At 73.8% G+C, this 24238-nt stretch carries 21 protein-coding genes and 1 riboswitch; of the genes, 14 read left to right on the plus strand and 7 right to left on the minus strand.

Going from position 1 to position 24238, the window contains the following annotated elements:
* The first annotated feature begins 141 nt into the window (after window positions 1-141).
* Window positions 142-549, plus strand: coding sequence for a YkvA family protein (locus tag AC6EXY_RS07740; RefSeq protein WP_243408047.1), 408 nt, complete (start codon window positions 142-144; stop codon window positions 547-549).
* Window positions 550-607: 58 nt separating this feature from the next.
* Here the strand turns inward: AC6EXY_RS07740 and AC6EXY_RS07745 are convergent, their stop codons facing one another.
* Together AC6EXY_RS07745 and AC6EXY_RS07750 are read right to left on the minus strand one after the other, a co-directional pair.
* On the minus strand, window positions 608-1399 hold the full coding sequence (locus AC6EXY_RS07745) for a MerR family transcriptional regulator (protein ID WP_101835146.1): 792 nt from the start codon (window positions 1397-1399) through the stop codon (window positions 608-610).
* A 195-nt stretch (window positions 1400-1594) separates the two neighbouring features.
* Window positions 1595-2170 carry a TerD family protein gene (locus tag AC6EXY_RS07750; RefSeq protein WP_101835148.1) on the minus strand — a complete coding sequence of 192 codons (576 nt, stop codon included), beginning with the start codon at window positions 2168-2170 and terminating at the stop codon, window positions 1595-1597.
* 227 nt (window positions 2171-2397) lie between these two features.
* On the opposite strand from AC6EXY_RS07750, the gene AC6EXY_RS07755 reads away from it, so the two are divergent.
* The 6 genes from AC6EXY_RS07755 to AC6EXY_RS07780 all read left to right on the plus strand — a co-directional run bounded on the left by AC6EXY_RS07755 (window position 2398) and on the right by AC6EXY_RS07780 (window position 7632).
* Entirely contained in the window at window positions 2398-2616 is a 219-nt protein-coding gene (locus AC6EXY_RS07755; protein ID WP_101835150.1) for a hypothetical protein, read from the plus strand.
* A gap of 189 nt (window positions 2617-2805) precedes the next feature.
* The gene (locus tag AC6EXY_RS07760; RefSeq protein WP_207770556.1) at window positions 2806-3693 is read left to right on the plus strand and encodes an alkaline phosphatase family protein; all 888 of its coding nucleotides are present in this window, start codon (window positions 2806-2808) and stop codon (window positions 3691-3693) included.
* 6 nt (window positions 3694-3699) lie between these two features.
* A complete protein-coding gene (locus AC6EXY_RS07765) occupies window positions 3700-5070 on the plus strand; it encodes an MFS transporter (protein ID WP_243408048.1) in 1371 nt (456 codons plus the stop codon).
* Window positions 5067-6098 carry a TolB-like translocation protein gene (locus AC6EXY_RS07770; protein ID WP_101835152.1) on the plus strand — a complete coding sequence of 344 codons (1032 nt, stop codon included), beginning with the start codon at window positions 5067-5069 and terminating at the stop codon, window positions 6096-6098. Before AC6EXY_RS07765 ends, AC6EXY_RS07770 begins: the two co-directional genes overlap by 4 nt.
* An 89-nt stretch (window positions 6099-6187) precedes the next feature.
* Window positions 6188-6655 carry a MerR family transcriptional regulator gene (locus AC6EXY_RS07775; RefSeq protein WP_101835154.1) on the plus strand — a complete coding sequence of 156 codons (468 nt, stop codon included), beginning with the start codon at window positions 6188-6190 and terminating at the stop codon, window positions 6653-6655.
* Complete coding sequence (locus AC6EXY_RS07780) at window positions 6655-7632, plus strand: aldo/keto reductase (protein ID WP_101835156.1); 978 nt, start codon at window positions 6655-6657, stop codon at window positions 7630-7632. Before AC6EXY_RS07775 ends, AC6EXY_RS07780 begins: the two co-directional genes overlap by 1 nt.
* Here AC6EXY_RS07780 and AC6EXY_RS07785 read toward each other — a convergent pair.
* Both AC6EXY_RS07785 and AC6EXY_RS07790 read right to left on the minus strand, forming a co-directional pair.
* Window positions 7602-8642, minus strand: coding sequence for a winged helix-turn-helix domain-containing protein (locus tag AC6EXY_RS07785; RefSeq protein ID WP_243408049.1), 1041 nt, complete (start codon window positions 8640-8642; stop codon window positions 7602-7604). The genes AC6EXY_RS07780 and AC6EXY_RS07785 overlap by 31 nt on opposite strands.
* Window positions 8643-9011: 369 nt before the next feature.
* The gene (locus tag AC6EXY_RS07790; RefSeq protein WP_499817113.1) at window positions 9012-12956 is read right to left on the minus strand and encodes a cobaltochelatase subunit CobN; all 3945 of its coding nucleotides are present in this window, start codon (window positions 12954-12956) and stop codon (window positions 9012-9014) included.
* 108 nt (window positions 12957-13064) lie between these two features.
* Window positions 13065-13236: riboswitch (cobalamin riboswitch) on the minus strand.
* Between the two features lie 217 nt (window positions 13237-13453).
* Between AC6EXY_RS07790 and cobG the strand changes: the two genes are divergently transcribed.
* The 5 genes from cobG (at window position 13454) to AC6EXY_RS07815 (ending at window position 18840) form a co-directional block, all read left to right on the plus strand.
* On the plus strand, window positions 13454-14830 hold the full coding sequence (gene cobG, locus AC6EXY_RS07795; protein ID WP_499817112.1) for a precorrin-3B synthase: 1377 nt from the start codon (window positions 13454-13456) through the stop codon (window positions 14828-14830).
* Window positions 14831-15511 (plus strand): precorrin-8X methylmutase, encoded by a 681-nt coding sequence (locus tag AC6EXY_RS07800; protein WP_499817111.1) that lies wholly within the window; start codon window positions 14831-14833, stop codon window positions 15509-15511.
* Window positions 15508-17193 (plus strand): precorrin-2 C(20)-methyltransferase, encoded by a 1686-nt coding sequence (locus AC6EXY_RS07805; RefSeq protein ID WP_499817110.1) that lies wholly within the window; start codon window positions 15508-15510, stop codon window positions 17191-17193. Before AC6EXY_RS07800 ends, AC6EXY_RS07805 begins: the two co-directional genes overlap by 4 nt.
* Window positions 17194-17322: 129 nt before the next feature.
* The gene (locus AC6EXY_RS07810) at window positions 17323-17778 is read left to right on the plus strand and encodes a MerR family transcriptional regulator (RefSeq protein WP_499817109.1); all 456 of its coding nucleotides are present in this window, start codon (window positions 17323-17325) and stop codon (window positions 17776-17778) included.
* Between the two features lie 12 nt (window positions 17779-17790).
* On the plus strand, window positions 17791-18840 hold the full coding sequence (locus AC6EXY_RS07815; RefSeq protein ID WP_101831973.1) for an SDR family oxidoreductase: 1050 nt from the start codon (window positions 17791-17793) through the stop codon (window positions 18838-18840).
* 151 nt (window positions 18841-18991) lie between these two features.
* Here AC6EXY_RS07815 and AC6EXY_RS07820 read toward each other — a convergent pair whose 3' ends face one another.
* Window positions 18992-19828: a cobalt-precorrin-6A reductase gene (locus AC6EXY_RS07820; RefSeq protein WP_499817108.1), complete on the minus strand. Its 837-nt coding sequence runs from the start codon at window positions 19826-19828 to the stop codon at window positions 18992-18994.
* An 82-nt stretch (window positions 19829-19910) separates the two neighbouring features.
* Window positions 19911-20729: a precorrin-4 C(11)-methyltransferase gene (cobM, locus tag AC6EXY_RS07825; protein ID WP_499817107.1), complete on the minus strand. Its 819-nt coding sequence runs from the start codon at window positions 20727-20729 to the stop codon at window positions 19911-19913.
* A 274-nt stretch (window positions 20730-21003) separates the two neighbouring features.
* Here cobM and AC6EXY_RS07830 point away from each other — a divergent pair, with 274 nt between their 5' ends.
* Complete coding sequence (locus AC6EXY_RS07830) at window positions 21004-21597, plus strand: TetR-type transcription factor C-terminal domain-containing protein (RefSeq protein ID WP_499817106.1); 594 nt, start codon at window positions 21004-21006, stop codon at window positions 21595-21597.
* A 66-nt stretch (window positions 21598-21663) separates the two neighbouring features.
* Here AC6EXY_RS07830 and AC6EXY_RS07835 read toward each other — a convergent pair whose 3' ends face one another.
* Entirely contained in the window at window positions 21664-22467 is an 804-nt protein-coding gene (locus tag AC6EXY_RS07835; protein WP_499817105.1) for a DUF3710 domain-containing protein, read from the minus strand.
* Between the two features lie 202 nt (window positions 22468-22669).
* On the opposite strand from AC6EXY_RS07835, the gene AC6EXY_RS07840 reads away from it, so the two are divergent.
* A complete protein-coding gene (locus tag AC6EXY_RS07840; protein ID WP_101831971.1) occupies window positions 22670-23923 on the plus strand; it encodes a DUF5925 domain-containing protein in 1254 nt (417 codons plus the stop codon).
* The last annotated feature ends 315 nt before the right edge of the window (window positions 23924-24238 follow it).

The raw sequence follows: 24238 nt of genomic DNA on the forward strand, positions 1-24238 counted from the left end.
GGCAACCGGTGCGTCCTGGCGTCGTCCGCCGCGCGACAGACCGTCGGCCGTCACTGGTGGGCCAGTCGATGTTCGACCCGCCCCGGAACCGGGCATCCCGGGGGAGATCACGCAACCGCGGACCGCGGAACGGAGTGGATGATGGGTGACGTCGGGACCGGGCTGCTCATCGGCCTCGGTGTGGTCGTGGCCGTCGGCGTCGTGCTGGCCGGGGTCGCGTTCGTGGTGTTCCGGCGCCACGAGGTGCCGCTGCGCGGGGCCGCGGCGGCGATCGGGAGCATCCTTTACCTGCTCTCGCCCGTCGACGCCGTCCCCGAGGTCCCCCTCGGGCCGATCGGCCTCGTCGACGACCTCATGGTGCTGTTCGCCGCGGCCGCCTACGTGCGCCGCCTGATCCAGGCCCGCCGCGAACCGGTGCCCGGCGAGCTCGGCCGCTCCGGCCTGCTCCCGCCCGCTGCCCCACCGCGCCTGCCCCGCCAGGCCCGCCAGCCCCGCCAGGCCCTCCAGCCCCGGTCGTCCCGTCTGCCCCTGCGCCGCCGCGTCCGTTGACCGCGCGCGACGCGGCCGCCTTGCGGCTGCCTTCCGCACTGACGGCGGGGCTGGGCGGTCAGGCGCGGCTGGACCGGGCGCGGGCGACGTAGTCGCTGAGCTCCCGGTAGCCGCCCTGGTCGGCCCAGGCGGCCCGGGTCCGGGCGCTCGCCGCGTCGTCACCGCCGCTGAGCTCGGCGCTGACCTCGTCGATGCGGTCGACGATCACGCGTACACGGGGATCGGTTGGGTCGGTGCCGGCGTCGAGTTCGGCCTGGGCGCGCAGGTACAGCTCGGGCAGCTCCACGGCGACGGCGTGGCGGGCCCGCTCGCCGAGCTCGGCGTGCCGGGCGCGCAGGGCCTCGAGCTGGGCGTCGGTGAGCTGGCGGGCCACCGCCTGCTCGACGTCGGTCGTGCCGCGCAGCAGCCGGACGAGGTCGTCGACGTCGGGCTGGGCCTCCCGGCCGCGCAGGTTCGTCAGCACCGCGGACAGCTGGGTGCGCAGGCGCTGCGCGGCGGCGATGTGCTTGTCGAGGTGGTCAAGCTGGTCGGCGAGCAGCGTGCGCGGGTCGCCGGCGCGCAGGGCCGCCGGGATCTGGTCCAGGGGCAGGCCGAGCTGCCGCAACGCGACGATCCGGTACAGCGTGGCGACGTCCTCCGCCGTGTAGCGGCGGTGGCCGCCCGGGCCGCGGCGCGACGGCCGCAGCAGGCCTATCCGGTCGTAGTGATGCAGGGTGCGCACCGTCAGGCCGCTCTCGGCGGCGAGCTCACCGACCCGCCAGGTGCGCGACCCGTGGCTGTGGCTGTGGCTGTCTCTGTCGCTGTCACCGAGATGGTGGTCATGGTCGGAGACGGGTGTGGGGGCGGTCATGGATCCACCGTCGCTCCTGACCCGACGTCAGGTGCAAGGCCGACGCCGCGGAGAACGAGCTTCGGCAGCCGTATGCCGGGTTGTGATCTTCATGGTCATCGTCGCGCGGCGGGGCTTGGCAGCGTCACGGCAGCGTCACGGCGACCCGTGTCGCGAACAGGGGGACAAAACGGACGCGACGCGTGGCGCGTGGCGTTAGACGGCGAGGCCGTAGGAGCGGGCTATCTCGGCGAGGTCGGCGACGCCGCCTTCGCCGAGGGCGCGAAAGTGCCAGCCGTCCGCGGCGCGCAGCAGCTCGCCGAAGAGCATGGAGGTGTCCCGCGCCGCGGTCGTGGACAGGTCGTAGCGGACGAGCTCGGTCTCGGTCTCCGCGTTGACGACGCGGATGTACGCGCCGCGCACGTCGCCGAAGCTCTGGCGCCGGTAGTCGGCGTTGTGGATGCTGACGGGGAACACGACCCGCGTGATCGCGCTGGACAGCAGGTCAAGCCGGACCTGGATCTGCTCGTCGTCGCCCGCGCCCTCGCCGGTGAGGTTGTCGCCGCGGTGCACGATCTCCCCGCGCGGGGTGCTGAGGTTGTTGTAGTAGACGAAGTAGGTCAGCCCGGGCGCCCGGCCGTCGTCCTGCAGGGCGATCGCGCTCGCGTCGAGGTCGAACTCCTCGGCGCCCGGACGATTGGGATCCCAGCCCAGACCGACCGTGATGTGCGTGAGGGCGGCCGTCGTGTCAGTGAGGGCCGCGCTGGCGCCCTTGGCGAGATCGATGCCCACTGTTCTCCGTCTCCGTGCGGCCCGCCGCCTCGTGCGCCGGGCCCGTCCAACTTCGCGATGCGTGATCAGCCAAGCACATGCCGGCGAGACCGGGCAGCCCAACGCGCAGACTCGGGGCACCTGGGGCCGGGGCGCGCGGATCAAGCCCCAGAGCGACGCCCAGCGGTGTAAGGGAAGTACTCGCTCCGGGGGCGCGTGATGGGCTTGATTGGCTAACGTCGGCAGACGTGGATCAACTACCGCTGCTCGTCGGTTCCGGCGACATCGCCCGCGCGCTCGGCCTGACCCGCCAGGCCGTCGACCACCGGCTGCGGGTGGATCCGGCGGCGCCGGCCCCGGCGGCGGTGGTCAACCGGACTCCGACCTGGAGCGGTACCCGGATCTGGTGGCGGGCGGAGATCGACCGGTGGCTGCGGCTCGACCCGGAGCACTGGGACGTGCACTGAGCCGCCGGGAGCCGCCAGGAGACGCCAGGCAGATTATCGGCAGGTGACCGGCGGTGGTCGACACCGAGCGGGCTTGTTCGCCTGCTCGACCCCCCGCGGACTCTGTCGCCGCCACACCGGCGCCCCTAGCCTTGCGGGGATCTTCAGCGAGGGCCCGCGCTGTCTCCCCTGAGGCTTCCGGAGGTACATGTGTCCGCAGTCACCCATGCCCGGCGTTCGCGGCTGGCACTGGGTTCGTTCGGCGCCGCCGCCTGCGCGGTCGCCCTGCTCTGGGCCTGGGTCCTCGCGCCTGCCGCGCGGGCCGCGTCCCTGCCCACACCCGACCACATCGTCGTGGTGATGCTGGAGAACCACGCGTACTCGCAGGTGATCGGCTCGTCCAGCGCCCCCTACATCAACTCGCTGAAGGCCGGCGGGGCGAACCTCACCGCCTCCTACGGGCTCACCCATCCCAGCCAGCCGAACTACGTCGCGCTGTTCTCCGGCGGCACCCAGGGCGTCACCAGCGACAGCTGCTACACCCCGGGCTTCAGCTCCGCCGCCAACCTCGGCTCCGAGCTGATCGCGGCGGGGAAGACCTTCGCCAGCTACAACGAGGGCCTGCCGTCCGAGGGTTCCACGGTCTGCACGAACAGCTCGACGAAGTACGCCCGCAAGCACAACCCGTGGTTCGCCTTCAGCAACGTCCCGACGAGCCTCGCGCACACCTTCACCGCCTTCCCCACCGACTACACGACGCTGCCGAAGGTCTCCTTCGTCGTCCCGAACCTGTGCAACGACATGCACGACTGCTCGGTGAGCACCGGCGACAGCTGGGTGAGCAGCAAGCTCGGCGCCTACGCCACCTGGGCGAAGACCCACAACAGCCTGCTGGTGGTGACCTTCGACGAGGACAACTCGCTGAGCGGCAACCACATCCCGACCGTGATCTACGGCCAGCACGTGACCGCGGGCAGCAGCTCGGCGACGACCTACAACCACTACAACCTCCTGCGCACCCTGGAGGACCTCAGCGGGCTGACCACCCACGCCGGCAACGCGTCGAGCGCGTCCGACATCACCGGCATCTGGAGCTAGTCGCTCGTGTATCTCGCGGACACCCGCGCCGCCGGTCGAGTCGGGGACGCCCCCCGGCTCGCCCGGCGGGCCGTGCCGGCGACCGTGCTCGTGCTCGGGACGGTCAGCCTCCTCACCGACATCTCCGCCGAGATGGTCACCGCCGTCCTGCCCCTGTACCTGGTGACCGAGATGGGACTGTCCCCGCTCGGCTTCGGTCTGCTCGACGGCATCTACAACGGGGCGTCCGCGGCCGTCCGCCTCGTCGGCGGGCATCTGGCCGACCGCGGCTCGCGGTACAAGACGGTGGCCGTGCTCGGGTACGGCCTGTCGGCGTTGTGCAAACCCGCGTTGCTGGTGGCGCGCGGCCTGCCGGCCATCGCCGCCGTGCTCGCGGTGGACCGGACCGGCAAGGGGCTGCGCACGGCCCCGCGGGACGCGATGATCTCGTTGTCCGCGGCGCCGGAGACGAGGGGCCGGGCATTCGGCGTCCACCGGGCGATGGACACCGCGGGCGCGCTGCTCGGGCCGCTCGCCGCGTTCGTCGTGCTGCGGGCGTCGGTCGACGGGTTCGACGCGGTGTTCACCGTCAGCTTCTGCGTCGCGACGGCCGGGGTGGCCGTGCTCCTGCTGTTCGTCCCCGGACGCGCGGCGCGGTGGGGGACGGACACCGGCCCGCACCGGCAGGCCGCGGTCGGCACGCCGGCTGCCGAGTCGATGGCTGCCGAGTCGATGGCTGCCCCGGACGCGGCGGCGGCCGCGCGGGCGGCGGGAACACGGGCCGTTCTCGGGCTGCTGGGCCAGGCCGAGCTGCGGCGCCTGACGCTGTGCGCGTTGGTGCTGGGCGCCGCCACCGTCAGCGATTCCTTCCTCTATCTCGTCCTGCGTGCCGACGTCGACCTGCCGGTCGCCTGGTTCCCGGTGCTGCCGGTCGGCAGCGCCGCGTCCTTCCTGCTGCTGGCCGTCCCCTTCGGGCATCTCGCCGATCGCGTCGGTCGCTGGTGGGTGTTCGTCGGTGGTCATGGCCTGCTGCTGGCCGCGTACGGGTTGCTGCTCGCTCCCCATCCTGCCGGGGTGCTGCCCGCGGGCGCGTTGCCCGCCGTCGTGCTCGCCCTGCACGGCGCGTTCTACGCGGCTACCGACGGGGTGCTCATGGCCGCGGCGGCCGGCTCGGTCCCACAGCGGCTGCGTTCCAGCGGGCTCGCCCTGGTCCAGACGGGTCAGGCCGGCTCCCGGTTCGCCGGCTCGCTGCTGTTCGGGGCCGCCTGGACGGCCTGGGGCGAACGGGCCGCGGTCGCCGCCGCGGCGGGCGCGCTGCTGGCCGCCGTGGCCGCGGCCATGGCGCTGCGCCCCGACTCCCCGGCACCGGGCTCCCCGGCACCGGGCTCCGCGACATGAGTGTCCGAGCCCGGCTCGCGGTCCTGGCCGCCGTCCTCGTGGTGCTCGCGGGGGTCGGGACGGCCGCCGTCGTGCACGCCTCGGACCGGGCGGCCCGCCGCGACGACCAGCAGGCGGGTGGACCGCCGATCCATCCCGGCCAGGTCCGGCTGGCGACCGGTACCGGTGCGCCGCCGCGGCGGCTGGTGGTCCGCAGCATGGCCTGGGGTCCGCATCGCGACGAGCTGGTCGTCGCGCCGGTGGGGGACCCGGGGGCGGCGCGGGTGTCGTCGGGCGTGCGCTGTCTGCGCTTCCACGCGGCGGCGGGCACGGGCCTGTGCCTGCGGCGGGTGCCGGGCATCGTCGGGGACAGCTACCAGGCCGTGGTGCTCGACGCCGACCTGCACGAGCGGCGGCGCGTCGCCGTCGGCGGCATCCCCACCCGCACCCGGGTCTCCCCGAGCGGGCGGATGGCCGCGTGGACGGTCTTCGTCAGCGGCGACTCGTACGCCGACGGGACCTTCTCCACCCGGTCGTCCATCCTCGACACCCGCACCGGGCACCTCGACACCAACCTCGAGACCTACCGGATCGTTCGCGACGGTCGAGCCTTCCGCGCCCCGGACGTGAACGTCTGGGGGGTGACGTTCGCCGACGACGACCACTTCTTCGCCACCCTCGCCACCGGCGGGCAGACGTACCTGGTGCGCGGGGAGGTCGCCGCCCGCACCCTGACGACGCTGCGGGGCAATGTGGAGTGCCCGTCACTGTCGCCGGACGGGACCAGGCTGGCGTTCAAGAAGCGGGTGCCGGGGCTGCCGAAGGACGCCCCCTGGCGCCTGTCCGTCCTCGATCTGCGCACGATGCGGGAGACGCCGCTCGCCGAGGGGCGCGACGTCGACGACCAGGCGCTGTGGCTCGACGATCGAACCATCGCCTACGCCCTGCCCGGCGACTACGGCACCGACCTGTGGTCCGCGCCGGCCGCCGGGACCGGCACGCCCCGGCTGCTGGCCACGGCCGCGCTCGCCGGCGCCGTGCTCGGCTGAGCCCCGGGTGACCGCCTGACCCGGGCGGCCACCCGGGTCGCCGCCTCTGCGATTGACTTCGAGCGTGCTCCAGGTTCTAGCGTTGGGGCATGGCCACGCTCGAAGTGCCCGCGACGCGGACATCGCCGATCTGCCAGCCTCTCCCGGCCCGCATCGAGGACGGGGCTGGGAGTGGGGGCACCGACGACCCCGGTTCGTTCACGATCGCCGAGGCCGCGGCGGCGACCGGGGTCAGCGTCCACACGCTGCGGTACTACGAGCGTGCGGGGCTCATGCGGGACCCGGTCGCGCGGGCCAGCTCCCGGCACCGCCGTTACACCGAGGACGACGTCCAGTGGGTCACGTTCCTGACCAGACTGCGCCTGACCGGCATGCCGATCCGGGAGATGGCCCGCTACGCGCGGCTGGCCAGCGCCGGGGAGAGCTCCAAGCCCGAGCGGCTCGCGCTGCTCACCGAGCACCGCCGCCGGGTGCTTGAGCAACTGGACGAGGTCCAGCGCAATCTTGCGCTCATCGACTACAAGATCGCTTTTTACCAGGAGAGGATCGCTCGCTGATGCGCACGGTCACACTTGGCAGCCAGGGCCTGCGGGTCGCTCAGCAGGGCCTGGGCTGTATGGGAATGTCCGAGTTCTATGGCGCCGGAGACGACGCGGAGTCCGTCGCGACGATCCACCGGGCCCTCGACCTCGGCGTCACACTGCTCGACACCGCCGACATGTACGGGCCGCATATCAACGAGGAGCTCGTCGGCCGGGCGATCGCCGATCGCCGCGACCAGGTCGTGCTTGCCACCAAGTTCGGTATCGTCCGCGACCCGGCCGACCCGACCGTGCGCGGCGTGAGCGGTCGGCCCGAGTACGTCCGCGCCGCCTGCGACGGGTCGCTGCGCCGGCTCGGCGTCGACCACGTCGACCTGTACTACCAGCACCGGGTCGACCCGACCGTGCCGATCGAGGAGACCGTCGGGGCGATGGCGGAGCTCGTCGCCGCCGGGAAGGTGCGCTACCTCGGGCTGTCCGAGGCGGCCCCGGCGACGATCCGCCGGGCGCACGCGGTCGCGCCGATCAGCGCGCTGCAGACCGAGTACTCGATCTGGTCGCGGGAGCCCGAGGCGGAGATCCTGCCGACGTTGCGGGAACTCGGCATCGGCTTCGTCGCCTACAGCCCGCTGGGCCGCGGCTTCCTGACCGGCACCGTCCGCTCCGACGCGAGCCTGGCCGCCGACGACTTCCGCCGTGGGATGCCGCGTATGCAGGGCGAGAACCTCGACGCGAACCTCGCCGTCGTGGCCGAGATCGAGAAGCTCGCCACCGAGAAGGGGGTCACCCCGGCGCAGCTCGCCCTGGCCTGGGTGCACCACCAGGGCGACGACATCGTGCCGATTCCCGGCACCAAGCGCCGCCACTACCTCGAGGACAACGTCGCCGCGGCCGCCGTCACCCTGACCGCCGACGAGTCCGCCCGCCTCGCCGCCGCCGGTGAGGCGGTCACCGGGGCCCGCTACCCCGACATGTCCTTGGTCAACCGGTAGGGATCGAGCGTCGGGGAGTCCTGCGCGGAGCAGACGCGGTAGCCGATCCCGCGCACGGTGAGGATGTGCGTCGGCGCGGACGGGTCCATCTCCAGCTTGCGGCGCAGCCGGCGGACGTGGACGTCGAGCATCCGCGCCCCGCCGAAGTAGTCGTACCCCCAGACCCGTTCCAGCAGCTGCTTGCGGGACACCGCCCGTCCGCCGGCGACCGCCAGCTCGCACAGCAGCCGGAACTCGGTGCGGGTCAGGTGCTGGTCCTCACCACGCCGGCGCACGATCCCCTCCGCCGGGCGGATCTGCAGGTCACCGACGCTCAGTCCGCTCGCCGCCACCCGGTCGGGATGCACCCGGCGCAGCAGGGCGCGCAGCCGGGCGAGCACCTCCGCCGTCACCGGCGGCGCGGTGACGTGATCATCCGCGCCGGCCTCCAGACCGGCGACGACGTCGGCCGGTGCGGACCGCCCGGCGACCATGACGAGCGGCACGTCGCCGGCCGCCCGCAGCCGGCGGCAGAACTCCAGACCGTCCATCTCCGCTCCAGCCCCTGCCTCGGCCCGCGCGCCGGCCTCGGCGTCGGGCGCTGGCCTGGTCGCCTCGTCCTCCGCCAGGTCCGCGGGGTCCGCCAGGCGGTCGATGGACGGCGCGCCGGCCGGACCGTAGACCAGCTCGTCGAGGCGGGCCGCGTCGAGGTCGTCCGGTGCGAGGCGGAGGTGTGGCTCGAGGCAGGGGTCTGGCTCGAGGCGGGTGTCTGGCTCGAGGCAGGGGTCTGGCTCGAGGTGGAGGGCCGGCTCGAAGGGCAGGTCTGACTCGAGAGGCAGGGCCGAACCGGCCGGCAGCGGCAGGCAGCTGAGCACGAGGTGCGCCGGTCGGTCGGCGAGCAGGGCGAGGGCCTGTTCACCTGACCGGGTGACGTCGACGTCGTAGCCCTCGCCGATCAGCGCGGGCACGAGGTCCCGCCGCATGCCGGCCTCGGCGCCCACAAGCAGAAGAGTGGTCCGCACCTTGCCCATTTTCCCTCTTCCAGGCCTGTTGTCCCCTACAGGGCACACCCGGTCGGAGGCCGGACCGTCCTGCCCCACGGTGAACCTCGGCGACAACCGTGCCGTTGCCTGCCTGCGGGAACCGGCTGGCACCCACCCGGCGGGCCAGACGTCCCGCGCCCGGGGTACTGCCGGCACCCGCAATGGGGACCGCCGACCCGGCCCGATCGACTGGGCCCGGGGCCTGCGTCCGAGCCGGGACCCGCATCCGGCGCTCCGTTTCCCGCACCCGCCTCCGGCGTTTTTCCGCACCCGCCTCCGGCGTTCCGCGCAACGCGGTCCATCCCCATCAATGGGCCCGCAGGGTGCTGACGGCGCGCGCCGGACGCGCCGCTGCCCTCAGCGGTCGGCCGTGGTGCCGCCGTCCTCGAGGTCGCCCTCGGTGCGCAGGTAGAGCTCCTGCAGGGCGGTGAGGGTGGTGGGTTCGGGGTGCTCCCACAGGCCGCGGGCGGCGGCCTCCAGCAGGCGTTCGGCGATGCCGTGCAACGCCCAGGGGTTGGACTCCAGGAAGAACTTCTGGCTGTCGGCGTCGAGGGCGTACGTCTCGGCGAGGCGCTCGTACATCCAGTCGGCGACCACGCCGGCGGTGGCGTCGTAGCCGAACAGGTAGTCCACGGTGGCGGCCATCTCGAACGCGCCCTTGTAGCCGTGGCGGCGCATCGCGGCCAGCCAGCGCGGGTTGACGACCCGGGCGCGGAACACCCGGGAGGTCTCCTCGTTCAGGGTCCGCGTGCGCACGGCGTCGGGGCGGGTGCTGTCGCCGATGTAGGCGGCGGGGGCGCGGCCGGTCAGCGCGCGGACGGTGGCGACCATGCCGCCGTGGTACTGGAAGTAGTCGTCGGAGTCGGCGATGTCGTGCTCGCGGGTGTCGACGTTCTTCGCGGCCACGGCGATGCGCCGGTAGGCGGTCTCCATGTCCTCGCGGGCGGGAGTGCCCTCGACGCCGCGGCCGTACGCGTAGCCGCCCCAGGTGGCGTAGACCTCGGCGAGGTCGGCGTCGTCGCGCCAGTTGCGGCTGTCGATGAGCGGCAGCAGGCCCGCGCCGTACGCGCCGGGTCGCGAGCCGAAGATGCGCAGCGTGGCGCGCCGCTCGTCGCCGTGGACGGCGAGGTCGGCGCGGGCGTGGGCGCGGACGAAGTTGTCCTCGTCGGGCTCGTCGAGGCCGGCGGCAAGCTGGACCGCGTCGTCGAGCATCGCCACGACGTGGGGAAACGCGTCGCGGAAGAAGCCGCTGATGCGCACGGTGACGTCGATGCGGGGGCGACCGAGCTCGGCGAGGTCGATGGGTTCCAGACCACGCAGTCGGCGTGACGCGTCATCCCACAGCGGCCGCACCCCGAGCAGGGCCAGTACCTCTGCCACGTCGTCGCCGGAGGTCCGCATCGCCGACGTGCCCCAGACGGACAGGCCGACCGACTCGGGCCAGCGCCCGGTGTCGGCGCGGTAGCGCTCCAGCAGCGAGGCTGCCATCGCCTGGCCGGTTTCCCAGGCGAGCCGGCTGGGCACGGCCTTCGGGTCGACGGAGTAGAAGTTGCGGCCGGTCGGCAGCACGTTGACCAGCCCGCGCAACGGCGAACCACTCGGCCCCGCCGGCACGTAGCCGCCGTCGAGGGCGTGCAGAACCCCGGTGATCTCGTCGGTGGTGCGGGCCAGCCGCGGCACGATCTCCGTGGCCGCGAACCGCAGCACCGCGCCCACGGCCTCCCGCCGCTCGTCCGGAGCCTGCAGGTCCGCGGGCTCGGGCAGGACGGCGTCCAGGGCGGAGGGGACGGCGTCGGGGTTCCAGCCGTGCCGCTCCATGGCGGTGACCAGGGCATGGGCGGTGCGTTCGGTGGCGTCGACGTCGGCGCGGGTGGCGGCGCCGGCGTCCTCCGTGAGGCCGAGGGCCTCGCGCAGGCCGGGAAGACTGTGCGTGCCGCCCCACATCTGGCGGGCGCGCAGCATCGCGAGCACCAGGTTCACCCGGGCCTCGCCGGTCGGGGCGAGGCCCAGGACGTGCAGGCCGTCGCGGATCTGCGCGTCCTTCACCTCGCACAGCCAGCCGTCGACGTGCAGCAGGAAGTCGTCGAACTCGGCGTCGTGCGGGCGGTCGGCGAGGCCGAGGTCGTGGTCGAGCCGGGCTGCCTGGATGAGCGTCCAGATCTGCGCGCGGATCGCCGGCAGCTTCGCCGGGTCCATCGCGGCGATCGACGCGTGCTCGTCGAGCAGCTGTTCCAGACGGGCCATGTCGCCGTAGCTCTCGGCGCGGGCCATCGGCGGGACGAGATGGTCGACGAGGGTGGCGTGCGCGCGCCGCTTGGCCTGCGTGCCCTCGCCGGGGTCGTTGACCAGGAACGGGTAGATGAGCGGCAGGTCGCCGAGCGCCGCGTCCGACGGGCAGGACGCGCTCATCCCCACCGTCTTGCCGGGCAGCCACTCCAGCGTCCCGTGCTTGCCGAGATGGACGAGCGCGTGCGCGCCGAACCCGCCGCCGGACCCGGTGGCGCCGCTGCCGACCGCGGCCGCGCCAGCACCAGCGCCGGTAACGTCGGCGTCGGCGTCGGCCGTGGGAGGGGCGGACAGCCAGCGGTAGGCGGCCAGGTAGTGGTGGCTCGGCGGCAGGGCCGGGTCGTGGTAGATCGCGACCGGGTTCTCGCCGAAGCCGCGCGGCGGCTGGACGAGCAGCACGACGTTGCCGGCGCGCAGGGCGGCCAGCACGATCTCGCCGTCGTCGTCGTGGGAGCGGTCGACGTAGAGGTCGCCGGGCGGCGGGCCCCAGTGGCGTTCGACGGCCTCGCGCAGGTCGGCGGGCAGCGTGGCGTACCAGGAACGGTAGGCGGCGGCGGTGATGCGCACCGGGTTGCCGGCGAGCTGCTCCTCGGTCAGCCACGCCGGGTCCTGCCCGCCGGCGGCGATGATCGCGTGGATGAGGGCGTCGCCGTCGCCGGCCGCCACGCCCGGCAGCGCGTCCGGGCCGTCGGCGGGGCCGATGTCGTAGCCGGCGTCGCGCATCGCCCGCAGCAGTGCGACGGCGCTCGCCGGGGTGTCGAGGCCGACCGCGTTACCGATGCGGGCGTGCTTCGTCGGGTAGGCGGACAGCATCAGCGCGATCCGGCGCCGCGCCGGTGGGATGTGGCGCAGCCGGCCGTGGGCGAGGGCGATGCCGGCGACCCGGTCGGCCCGTTCCGTATCGGCGACGTAGCTGGTCAGGCCGTCCTCGTCGACCTCCTTGAAGGAGAACGGGACGGTGATGAGCCGGCCGTCGAACTCGGGGATCGCGACCTGGGTGGCCGCGTCCAGCGGGGACAGGCCGTCGTCCGAGCCGGCCCACGCCTCCCGGCCGCCGGTCAGGCACAGCCCTTGCAGGATCGGGATGTCGAGGGCTGCCAGAGCACCAACGTCCCAGGCCTCGTCGTCGCCGCCCGCGCCCACCGCCGCCGGCTGGCTGCCACCCGCGGCGAGCACCGTGACGACCAGCGCGTCCACCTGGCCGAGAACCTCGAGCAGCCCCGGCTCCGCGGCGCGCAGCGACGCGCAGAACACCGGCAGTGCCCGCCCGCCCGCCCGTTCCACCGCCGCGCACAGATCCTCGACGAACGCCGTGTTGCCAGCGACATGATGTGCCCGGTAGTACAGGATCCCGATCACTGGCACGGGGCTGGCGGTCCCGGTCCCGGTCCCGAGTGTGGCAACGGGCTCGGCCGCGAGCTTGGACGCGGCCATGGGCCGGGGCGCGGCGGCGGAGTCGCGAGTCGCGGCGGCCGGGCGGTCGAGGACGCCCCAGGACGGTGTGGTGATCGGCGGGGCGAATCCGCCGCCGGTGAGCAGCAGCGTGTCGGCGAGGAAGCGGTGCAGTTCAGCGAGGTTCGCCGGGCCGCCCTCGGCCAGGTAGGCGTGCGCCTCGGCGCAGATCCCGGCCGGCACCGTCGAGATCGCCATCAGCTCGGCGTCCGGGGCACGCTCCCCGCCGAGCACGACCACCGGCCGCGGGCCGGCGAGCAGCGCGTCCAGCCCCTCCTCCCACATCCGCCGGCCGCCGAGGATGCGCACCACGACGACGTCGACGCCGTCGGTCAGGGCGGCGAGGTCCGCGACGTCGACCCGAGCCGGATTGCCGAGCCGGAAGCGGACACCGCTCGCACGCGCCGAGAGCAGGTCGGTGTCCGACGTCGACAACAGCAGGACGGTCGCGTCCAGCTCGCCGGCGGGCGTGGCAGGGGCGGCCAGGCTCTCGGCCGGTGACGTTTCGCCGGGTGACGTTTCGCCGGGTGACGGTTGGACGGGGGGCGTCTGGGCAGGGGTCATGGTCGTGCCTTTCCCGGGGATCCGCGCCCCCGCGTCAGCCGGCCGGTGCCGGACGGCGCCCCGGACCACGGCATGGCGGGACGGACCGTGCCCGTCGCGGGCGAGGCGAGTATCCCGGCTCCCGGATCCGCGCCGCGGGGCTTCGAGGACGAAGCCGCGCCGCGCACGTTCCCCTCAGGCCTTCCCAGCGCGGGCACGCCGCCCGCGTCAGTGGCCGTACGTCGAGGTTCGCTGTCCGGTGACGGTGGCGGGACCGCGCCGGATTCGCACCGGACTTCCTCGCCGCTCGCCGCTCGTGGCCGCCTCACCATCGCAGAGCGGGCACCAGGACTGTCAAGAACGGCAGCTGTCAAGGCCCCGTGCCCGTGACCGTGAGAGCTGTGGGGCGAAGCTCAGCTGCCGACCTCGATGACCCGGCCGCCGCACGTCGCATCAGGTGAGTCACGCGAACGCCGATCAGCCGGCGGGTGCCCGGTTGGCGCACGTATGCTCCGCCGGTGCCCACCAGTCCGCGCGAGCGCGTCGCCGACGCCTGCCCGGGGGTGCTGCGTACGCACGCGGCCGCGGACGGCGCCCTCGCCCGGCTGCGCCTGCCCGGTGGCCTGCTCGACGCCACCGCCGCCCGTGCGCTGGCCGCGTGCGCCCGTGAGTTCGGCGATGGCTACCTGGAGCTGACCTCCCGCGGCAACGTCCAGCTCCGGGGCCTCGCCGACGGCGCCGCCACCATCCTCGCGGCCCGGGCCCGCGCCGCCGGGCTGCTGCCGTCGGACACCCACGAGCGGGTCCGCAACATCGTCGCCTCGCCGCTGTCCGGCCGCGCCGTGGCGTCCTGGCGGGATGTGACGCCGCTCGTCGAGGCCCTGGACCGCGCCCTGTGTGCCGATCCCGCGCTGGCCGCGCTGCCCGGCCGGATCCTGTTCGCCCTCGATGACGGCAGCGGCGACGTCGCCGCCCTCCCCGCCGACCTCACCCTGATCGCGCTGCCGGCGGGCCGTATGCTGCTCCGCGTGGCGGGTGAGCCGCGGGCTGTGCTCCTGCCCGAGCGTTGTGCCATCCCCGCGATCCTCGCCGCCGCGCACGCCTTCCTCGACCTGCTCGCCGCCACGGCACCGGGCGACACGCCCGCCTGGCGCATCGCCGAACTCCCGACCGGCCACGACCGCCTGCTCACCGCCGCCCAGCTCGCTGCCCGCCGCGCACGCACGGACGATCGGGAGCCCCCGGCGGCCACCATCAAGATCATCCAGGCGGGCACGGCGGCCCGGAGCAGGGGCGATGCGTCGGCTGTCACACCAGGGCCGCACCGGCACAGTGATGGTCGGTACGCACTGACCGTGCTGGTCCCGCTCGGGAGACTGCGCGCCGACCAGCTCGACCTGCTCGCCGAGATCGCCGACGAGGCGGCGGGAGACAGTCGGATGGTGGTGACCCCGTGGCGGACGGTCGTCCTGCGTGATCTGGATCCGTCCGCGTCGCAGGGGTTCGGCGCTCGGCTGGCGGCGGTCGGGCTCGTCGTGGATCCGGCGTCCGGTTGGGTCGGCGTCACCAGTTGCGCCGGCCGTCCGGGCTGCGCGCGCGCCCTCGCCGACGTTCGACGCGACGCCGCCCGCTATGCCGCCCACGTCCAGGGATCGACGACGTCGGTGCACTGGTCGGCGTGCGCTCGGCGGTGCGGTCGTCCGGCCGGTGATGTCGTCGACGTGATCGCGGACGAGTCCGGCTATCGCGTACACGGCGGCGAGGAGCTGCCCGCGGATCGCTGGGCGGCGCTGAGTCGTGAGCTGGCGTCGCGCCACGAGTCCGCGTCGCTGCAGGAACTGATGTCGACGTGTGCCGGAACGTCGGGCGCGTCGACCGGACGGGAGGGTGACTGAGTGGACGCGGCGGCGGGAACGGCGGTACCGACGGTGGCGGCGGGAACGCCGCGTCCGGAGTACGTCCGGGACGGGGCGGAGATCTATCGCCGGTCCTTCGCGACGATCCGGGCTGAGGCGCGCCTGGACGGGCTGCCCGTCGACGTGGCCCGCGTCGCCGTCCGCATGATCCACTCCTGCGGGATGGTGGACCTGGTCGACGACCTGGCGTACAGCCCGGGCGTGGTCGCCGCGGCCCGGGCGGCGCTGCTCGACGGCGCGCCGGTGCTGTGCGACGCGCAGATGGTCGCCGCCGGGGTGACGCGCCGCCGCCTGCCCGCCGACAACGAGGTCCTGTGCCTGCTCGGCGATCCGCGGGTGCCGGCGCTGGCCGCCGAGCTCGACACCACCCGCAGCGCCGCCGCCGTCGACCTGTGGGGTGAGCGGCTGGCCGGCGCCGTCGTCGCCATCGGCAACGCGCCCACGGCGCTGTTCCGCCTGCTGGAGCTGCTCGACGCCGGCTCCGTTCCCCGCCCGGCGGCGATCCTCGGCCTGCCGGTCGGCTTCATCGGCGCCGCCGAGTCGAAGCGGGCGCTCGCCGACGACCCGGCGGGCAGCGAGTTCCTCGTCGTCCATGGCCGTCGTGGTGGCAGCGCGATGGCCGTCGCCGCCATCAACGCGATCGCGAGCGAAGACGAGTGAGCGCCGTCGAGGAACGCGGGGCGGGCGGCGCGGGACGGCTGTGGGGTGTCGGCGTCGGCCCCGGGGACCCGGAGCTGATCACGCTCAAGGCGGCGCGGCTCATCGGCGACGCGGACGTGATCGCCTACCACAGCGCCCGGCATGGCCGCAGCATCGCGCGGCGCATCGCCGCCACCCACCTGCGCGGCGACCAGATCGAGGAGGCGCTCGTCTACCCGGTCACCACCGAGACGAGCACCCATCCCGGCGGCTACCGCGGCGCCATCGACGAGTTCTACGAGGACTGCGCCAAGCGCCTGGCCGCCCACCTCGACGCCGGCCGCGACGTCGTCGTGCTCAGCGAGGGTGACCCGTTCTTCTACGGCTCGTTCATCCACCTGCACCGCCGCCTCGCCGACCGCTACCCGACCGAGGTCGTCCCCGGCGTGACGTCGCTGTCCGCCGGCTGCGCGGTGCTCGGCCGCCCGCTCGTCGAGGGCAACGAGGTGCTCACCGTCCTGCCGGGCACCCTGCCGCCGGACACCCTCGCCCGGCGCATCGAGGGCACCGACACCGCCGTCGTGCTCAAGATGGGCCGCACCTTCCCCGGCGTCCGCGACGCGTTCACCGAGGCCGGCCGCCTCGCCGACACCTGGTATGTCGAACGGGCGACCACCACCGGCCAGCGCGTCGCCCCCCTCGCCGACGTGGACCCGGCGAGCGTCCCCTACTTCTCCCTCGCCGTCCTGCCCAGCCCTGTCCGCGGCCCGGGCGACCCGGCCCCGCTGCGCGCGGGCCAGGCCGAGTGGGTACTCACCGCTGCTGTCACGCCCGGTGAGGCCGTGCCCGGTGAGGCCGCGCTCGGTGACGCCGCGCCCAGTGTCGCCTCGCCCGGCGTCACCTCGGTGGAGAGGGCGGCGTCCGCGTCGGCCAGGGGTGACGGGGGCGCCGGCGGCGAGGTCGTCGTGATCGGGCTGGGACCGGGCGACGCGGGCTGGCTGACACCGCAGGCCGCGGCCGAGCTCGCCGCAGCCGACGACCTGATCGGCTACGGCCCGTACCTCGACCGGGTGCCCGAACGGCCCGGGCAGCGTCGGCATCCATCGGGGAACACGGTCGAGGCCGACCGGGCCGAGCACGCGCTGGAACTCGCCGCCGCCGGCGCCGCCGTCGCGGTCGTGTCCTCGGGCGATCCCGGGGTGTTCGCGATGGCGACCGCGGTCGTCGAGGCGGCGGCGCAGGACCGGTTCGCGCACGTCGACGTGCGGGTCGTGCCCGGGCTGACGGCGGCGCAGGCGGTGGCGAGCCGGGTCGGCGCGCCGCTCGGCCACGACTTCTGCGTGCTGTCGCTGTCCGACCGGCTCAAGCCGTGGGACGTCATCGAGGCCCGCCTGCGTGCCGCCGCCGGCGCCGACCTCGTCCTCGCCCTCTACAACCCGGCGTCACGCACCCGCCGCGACCAGCTCGATCGTGCCCTCGCCGTCCTGCGCGACCACCGCGCCCCCGACACCCCCCTCGTCATCGGCCGGGACGTCGGCGGCCCGACCGAGACGGTCACCGTGACCACGCTCGGCGACATCGACCCGTCCGTCGTCGACATGCGCAGCCTGCTCCTCATCGGCTCCTCCACCACCCGCCTCGTCCCCCGCGCCGACCCTGACAGCCCCCCGCTCGTCTTCACCCCCCGCCGCTACCCCGTGTAGCGCGTGGATCACGATCGTCGTCGGGGTTCGCGGGCCGTCCCCGCCGACCAGGGATCGGTAGGTAGCCCATTGCGCAGGTGTCTGCGTGTGGGTTGACCTGAAGCGCTTGAGGTTCCGCAGACTGGGTCCATGGCAGCGATCGACCGGGTTGACGACGCCCCGCCCCTGACGATCCAGGAGGTGTCGAGGCTGAGTGGACTGTCGGAGCCGACCCTGCGGTACTACGAGAGGATCGGCCTGATCGACGCGGTGGACCGTGACGGAAGCAGTGGCCACAGGCGGTACAGCCCCGCCGCGGTGGAGACGATCGAGGCGTTGGAGTGTCTGCGGGCGACCGGAGTGAGCGTGCGGGACATGCGTGCCTACCTCCGCCACCTCGACATCAGCGACGCGACCCGGCTGCGCGAGCTGTTCCAGTGCAATGCCGACCGCGCGGCCGAGGAGATCGAGCGCATGCGGGTGCGAACGCGTTATCTCCAGCTCAAGGCCGACCTGTGGTCCGCACGGGAACGCGGCGACACCGCCGCTGAGAGGCGCGCCATCACCGAGATCGGGCCGATCACGTCGGAAATGCGTTCATGGTGAGGGAAGACGATGATGGCCGAATCAGCGACCAGCGCCGGGAGAAGATGCGCGGACGACGCCGATCTGGTTCTCGTGACCGGCGGGAGCGGCTTCGTCGGGTCGCATACGGTCCGCCGGCTGCTCGCCGACGGCTACCGGGTGCGGGCGACTGTCCGCGATCCGAGTCGAGAGGCGGACCTGCGGGCGATGGTCGCTGAGCCCACCGACCGGTTGGAGATCGTCAGAGCGGATCTGTCCGCCGACGCGGGCTGGGGTGATGCTGTCGCCGGGGCCACCTACGTCCTGCACGTCGCGTCGCCGTTTCCGGCCATGCAGCCGGACAACCCGGAGGATGTGATTATCCCCGCGAGGGACGGTGCGCTGCGCGTCCTGCGGGCCGCTCGCGACGCTGGCGTCCGGCGGGTGGTGTTGACGTCGTCGTTCGCGGCGGTGGGATACAGCGGCAGGCCCGGCAGTGAATACGACGAGACCGATTGGACCGACCCGGCCGAGGAGAATACGCCGTACGTCAGGTCAAAGACGATCGCCGAACGCGCGGCCTGGGACTTCGTCGCGGCCGAGGGCGGTGGCCTGGACCTGTCAGTGATCAACCCGAGCGGGATCTTCGGCCCGCTCCTCGGCACGCACATGTCCGCCTCGACCGGTCTGGTCAGGGCAATGCTGGACGGCGCGATGCCGGTCGCCCCGCCGCTGTCGTTCGGTGTGGTGGATGTTCGTGATGTCGCGGACATTCACGTGCGGGCGATGACGCATCCCGCCGCGGCGGGCCAACGGTTCCTTGCCAGCGGTGGCACCGCGATCAGCTTCCTCCGGCTGGCCCAGATCCTGGCCGAGCACCTGGGCGCCGCCGCAGCCCGCGTTCCCACCCGGGAACTGACCCCCGACGAGGTGCGCGAGGCGGCTCGCTCGAATCCCGCGCTGCGGGACTCGGTCAACCAGCTGGGCCGGATTCCCGTCCTGCACACCGACAAGGCCCGCACGGTTCTCGGATGGACATCCCGCGACACCATCACGACCCTTGTCGACACCGCGCACAGCCTGCTCCGTATCCGACAGGCCTGATGCCCGCTTGAGGCGTCGCAGTCCGTACCGCAGTCCGTACCGCAGTCCGTACCGCAGTCCGTACCGCCGTCCGTGCCAGGAGCCTCTGCGCGCCCTCGCGGTCCGCGGAACGCGTCGGGCGGCTGGTGAGGGCGTTGATCGTGGCCCGGGGCTACCGCTTGCCGGGCGTGGTCGCGTGGGTGGTGAGCCAGGCGACGGCGTCGCCGACCGAGCCGACCACACCGACGCCAGGCGGGGTCGGCGGACGGTCGATCATGATGACGGGGACGCCGAGGTGGCGGGTGGCGGTGAGTTTGGCGGCGGTCATCGTGCCGCCGCTGTCCTTGGTGACGAGGACGTCGATGGCATGGCGGCGCAGCAGCTCCGTCTCGGCGGCGACGTCGAAAGGGCCGCGGTTCAGGATCACCGTCAGGCGCGGCGGTACCGGGCCGTCGGGTGGCTCGACGCTGCGGGACAGGAACCACGGCCGGTGCAACGAGGCGAACAGCGCGAGGTCGGTGCGCCCGGTGGTCAGGAACACGCGGAGCGTCGCGGTGGACTGACCTGCATCGGCGCCGGGTTGGCTGGCGGAGGCGGGAGCGAGGGCGTCGAGGAGGGCGACGGCGGCGGGCAGGGCGGGGACGCGGCGCCAGTCGTCGCCAGGCTGCTCCTGCCAGCCGGGGCGGCGCAGGACCAGCAACGGGACGCCGGTGGCGGCCGACGCGGTGGCGGCCGAGGCGCTCATCCTGGCGGCGAACGGATGGGTCGCGTCGATGATCGCGGTGATCCGCCTGGCGCGCAGCAGCGCGGCGAGGCCGTCCGGGCCGCCGAACCCGCCGACGCGTACCTCGCACGACGGCGGCACCGCCGGCTCGCGCACTCGCCCCGCCAGCGAGTACAGCACCTCGAGCACTTCGCCGCTGCCGGCCCCGGCTCCGGCGCCGACCAGGGCTGTGGCCAGCCGGCGAGCCTCCCCGGTCCCGCCCAGCACAAGCACCCGGCGCGTCACGCCCCCTCCCTCGCCCCACTCGCCCACGGTCCCGCGGGACCGAGGGCGTCGGGTGACGTGGTTGCGATCGGCGGGAACGCGGTCACGGCGATGGCGAGGAAGCTGAGTCGGGCGGGGGAACCGAGGACCAGCCGGTGGGTGGGGCGGGGTCGCAGCCGTGGGCGGCGAAGCGGCCGGGGGAGTAGAGGAAGCTGTCGCGGAAGCCGTCGGCGGCCAGCGCCCGGCCGACGATGACGACGGCGGTGCGGGTCAGGCCGGCGGCGCGGGACTGGGCGGCGATGTCGGCGAGGGTGCCGCGCAGCAGCACCTCGTCGGAACGGCTCGCCCAGGCGACGACGGCGGCGGGGCAGTCGGCGCCGTAGGCCGCCACCAGCTCGGCGACGAGCTCCTCGATCCGGTGCACCGCCAGGTGCAGCACCAGGGTCGCGCGGGACTGGGACAGCGTCGCCAGGTCCTCGCCGGGGGGCATCGGGCTGGACACCACCGACGTCCGGGTCAGCACCACGCTCTGCGCGACGCCGGGCACGGTCAGCTCCCGGCGCAGTGACGCGGCGGCCGCCGCGAACGCCGGCACCCCGGGCGTGACGTCATAGGGCACCCCGGCCGCGTCCAGGCGGCGCATCTGCTCGGCCAGCGCGCTGTACAGGGACGTGTCGCCGGAGTGCAGCCGGGCCACGTCCAGGCCGGCGGCGTGCGCGTCGCACAGGTGGGCGGTGATGTCGTCCAGGGTCATCCGGGCCGTGTCGACGAGCGTCGCGCCGGGCGGGCAGTACGCCAGCAGGTCGGCGGGCACGAGACTGCCGGCGTACAGGCAGACGGGGCTCGCGGCGATCAGGTCGCGGCCGCGGACGGTGATGAGGTCGGCGGCTCCCGGCCCCGCCCCGATGAAGTGGACGGTCACCCGCGCCGCCTGGCGGCAGTCCAGGGGGCAGTGCCGGCGGTCCAGGGGGCAGCGCCAGCAGTGACGGCCGCGACAGCGGGGCCAATGGCGACGGCGGCGGCGGCCACACCGACGGGCAGGCGGGCGGAATCGGGCACGGGCAGGCAGATTAGCAGCTGACGGACGTGAGCATCGGATTCCGGTGATCTTCGGGCGATGTCCGGCGCAGCCTCACATCCGGGCGTGCTCGGAGCGGGGTCGCGGGACTACGCTGGCGCACGTGGAGCGCAGCGCCGTGCCGGAGCGCCGGAAGGAGATCTATCGCGCCGCGGCGGAGCTGTTCGTCGACCTTGGTCCGGACGAGGTGTCGTTCCGGGACATCTCATCGTATCTCGGCTACAGCCCCGTCGAGTCGATCCGTGACGCTCTCGCCGGGACGGTGGAAGCGGACGTCTGGGAGTCGCCACTCACCCAGGTGCTCGAGCAGTACTTCCGCATCGTCAACGCCTCCCTCGCGCAGGCGGCCGGGGGCGCGGCGGACCGGCTGGCGGCGCTCGTCCGCGGCACGATGATCTACTACGTGCGCTATCAGACGAGCGCGCTCGTGCTGCGGCAGCGGGTGCTCATGCGCGCGATGGACCGCTCGACGCTCGGCGAGAAGGTCGTCGAGCGAGGCGCGAGCCAGATCTTCGGCGACATCGTCCGGCAGGGGCTGGAGGAGGGCGTGTTCCTCACGCCGTTCCCCGCCGACGCCCGGCGCAGCATCGAGGCCGCCTGCACGGCCATGCTGGAGTGGTACGACCATCGTGGCGCCGTCGGCCCCGACCAGCTGATCGAGCGGTACGTGCGCCTCGCGCTGGCGACCGTCGAGTACACCGGCCTGGCGTGAGACGGCCTGCCCTGAGGCGGCTTGCCCTGAGGCGGCTTGCCCTGAGACGGCCTGCCGTGAGGCGGTTCAGCCGAGCCGGATGACCTCCGAGCCCGCCCGCTGCGCCGGGATCTCGAGGACCTGTTCGCCGCGCCGGTCCGGCGGGAGCAGCGCGAGCGGCTCGCGCACCGGCAAGGGGAGGTCCCCACGGACGACGACGCTCGCCGCGAACAGTTCGTCGAGCTCCGGCGCCGCCGACGGATCCACGGCCGCCGGTCCGGTGTACACGGCGCACAGGAACCATCGCGGCCCGTCGACGCCGACGATGCGGGCGAACACCGGCCCGTTCTCCGTGTCGATCGACACCCGCAGCTCCGGTCCTCGCGGCCCGATGACCTCGATCTCCCCGGCATCCCCGGCATCGTCGGCGGCCCCGGCATCGCTGGCGGTCTGGGCGGCGAGGTCGGCCTCCGCCTCGGCGCTCGTGGGTTCCGGCGCGTCCAGGTCAGGTTCGGGTTCATCCGTCCGGGGACCGGGCTCGCCGGTCTGGGTCTCCTCAGCCGCGGGGCCGCCGCCCGCGCCCGCGAGCAGGCCGGCGCGGATCGTGGCCCACAGTCCCTCGCCGCGCGGGGCGGCGAACACCGACAGCTCCAGGATGGAGGTGCCGTCCGTCGCCACCAGCATGGGAACGGGGCCGTCCAGCGACAGGCGTATCCACGTTCCGGCCACCCTGGGGATGAGCAGGGCGCCGAAGTCCGCCCGCTGCCGACCGTCGTCCGGCAGATCGGCGACGTCGAACGGCCCCAGGGGCGGCGCCGGTTCCGCCTGCGGCGAAGGGGGAGCCGCGGGCGTGGGCGGTTCCGCGTCCGCTGTGGGCGTTACCGAGCCCATGCGGGTCGCACCACGTCCGCGACCGGGAACCAGACGTCCACCGAACACCATCGACCACCTCCGTATATCAGCTTGCAGTGAGATGTCGAATGCGACGGGTAGGCGCGCCGGACGGTCCCGGGGGACACGCGGGGGGTGACGTGGCGGGGTAAATCCCGTAACGGGATGGTGGAATCCCGGCGCGTCCGCGACCATCGAGGGCGTGTCAGTTCCAAACCAGAAGGCGTCGCTTCCCAAGTCCTGCATGGTCTCCGAGTCGCTGAGCGGAGGGATGAAGCTTCCGTTCGTCGTCGGCCTCGACGACTCGGACACCCCGTACGACGTCGTCGACGCGCTCGCGCTTGCTCCTTTCACGACCGGTGAACAGCCGTGGGCCCGCAGTGCGCGGGTCGATCGGCTCCGTCCGGGCGCGACCCTGTTGCCTACCGGAGCACGGGTGTTGCGCTCCGTCGTCGAAGAGGCCCGTGACTCCCGGCTCGCCGTCGGCGAGGGGTGGACGGTACGGGCGGTGCGCTGGCGCGGCGGCGGCGGCGAGGTGACCGTCACCGCGGTCACCGAGCAGCTCGCCCGGGGCGTGCTCGAGGACGTGCTGCGCACCTCCACGGCCGAACCGGGCCCGGACGCCGCCGTCACCATGGGGTTCTGGTATCTGTCCAGCCAGCGCGGGCCGATCCGGACCAGCCGGCGCACGGCGACGACCAGCTGGTCGTCGATCCGTGCCAACTACGCGTCGACGGCCGTCGGCTCGCTCGACAAGCTGATGACGGTCCGCCGGGAGTCCGTCGTCGGGCGGCTGCTTCTGCTGCACGGCCCGGCGGGCACCGGCAAGACGACGGTGCTGCGGGCGCTCGCTCACGAGTGGCGCTCCTGGTGCCAGGTCGACTGTGTGCTCGACCCCGAGTCGTTGTTCGCCGATCCCGCGTACCTGATGGAGGTCGCGATCGGCTTCGACGACGACGCGGACTCCGACGACGCCGAGGCCGGCCCGGCTCCGGACGGGACGGCGGCCTCGCACGACGGGGCGGCCTCGCACGACGGGGCGGCATCGGAGTCCGCCGAGGACCGGATGGGGCAGCCGGTGGGCCGGCGCTGGCGGCTGCTGGTCATCGAGGACTGCGACGAGCTGATCCGCGGGGACGGCCGCGGCTCGACCGGCCAGCAGCTGTCCCGCCTGCTCAACCTGACCGACGGCCTGGTCGGGCAGGGCCGCGAGGTCCTCGTCGCGCTGACCACCAACGAGGACCTGTTCCGCCTGCACCCGGCTGTCGTCCGCCCCGGGCGCTGCCTGGCGCAGATCGAGGTGGGGGCGCTGCCGCACGCCGAGGCGGTGTCGTGGCTCGGCTCCAACGAGGGCGTCGGCTCGACGATGACCCTCGCCGAGCTGTTCGCCCTGCGCGACGGCCACGGCCTGCCCCGCCCGACCCGCACCGACACCAGCCACGGCCTCTACCTGTGACCCGAGGTCACTGACACCCCGCCGGCGCGCCGCACACGTGGCCGGCGCGCCGGCGGGGTGGGGTCTCGATGACGCGTCGCCACCGCGTCGATGGCGGGTGGGCCGCGACGTATGGCGCGGGCGGGACCGTGTGTGTGGATGCCGATGGGGGGCGTGGCGACGGCCGCGCGCTACTGTGCCCGTGGACGAGGGCGAAGCCGGATGGATGACGGCGGCTAACCGGAGGAATGAGGCCGTGCCACCGACGTTTCCGGCCATTGCCGCTATGGTAGGCCGCAGTGGGGTCAACCGGTGCAATTCGTGGCGACGGCGGAC

This window comes from Frankia sp. RB5, from assembly GCF_059816245.1.

Excerpts from the sequence above, each read along its gene's own strand:
- AC6EXY_RS07815 (WP_101831973.1), top strand. The coding sequence starts at position 17,791 with ATGGCCGAATCAGCGACCAGCGCCGGGAGAAGATGCGCGGACGACGCC.
- AC6EXY_RS07740 (WP_243408047.1), top strand. The coding sequence starts at position 142 with ATGGGTGACGTCGGGACCGGGCTGCTCATCGGCCTCGGTGTGGTCGTG.
- AC6EXY_RS07745 (WP_101835146.1), bottom strand. The coding sequence starts at position 1,399 with ATGACCGCCCCCACACCCGTCTCCGACCATGACCACCATCTCGGTGAC.
- AC6EXY_RS07785 (WP_243408049.1), bottom strand. The coding sequence starts at position 8,642 with ATGGGCAAGGTGCGGACCACTCTTCTGCTTGTGGGCGCCGAGGCCGGC.
- AC6EXY_RS07835 (WP_499817105.1), bottom strand. The coding sequence starts at position 22,467 with ATGGGCTCGGTAACGCCCACAGCGGACGCGGAACCGCCCACGCCCGCG.
- AC6EXY_RS07810 (WP_499817109.1), top strand. The coding sequence starts at position 17,323 with ATGGCAGCGATCGACCGGGTTGACGACGCCCCGCCCCTGACGATCCAG.
- AC6EXY_RS07790 (WP_499817113.1), bottom strand. The coding sequence starts at position 12,956 with ATGACCCCTGCCCAGACGCCCCCCGTCCAACCGTCACCCGGCGAAACG.
- AC6EXY_RS07775 (WP_101835154.1), top strand. The coding sequence starts at position 6,188 with ATGGCCACGCTCGAAGTGCCCGCGACGCGGACATCGCCGATCTGCCAG.
- AC6EXY_RS07770 (WP_101835152.1), top strand. The coding sequence starts at position 5,067 with ATGAGTGTCCGAGCCCGGCTCGCGGTCCTGGCCGCCGTCCTCGTGGTG.
- AC6EXY_RS07780 (WP_101835156.1), top strand. The coding sequence starts at position 6,655 with ATGCGCACGGTCACACTTGGCAGCCAGGGCCTGCGGGTCGCTCAGCAG.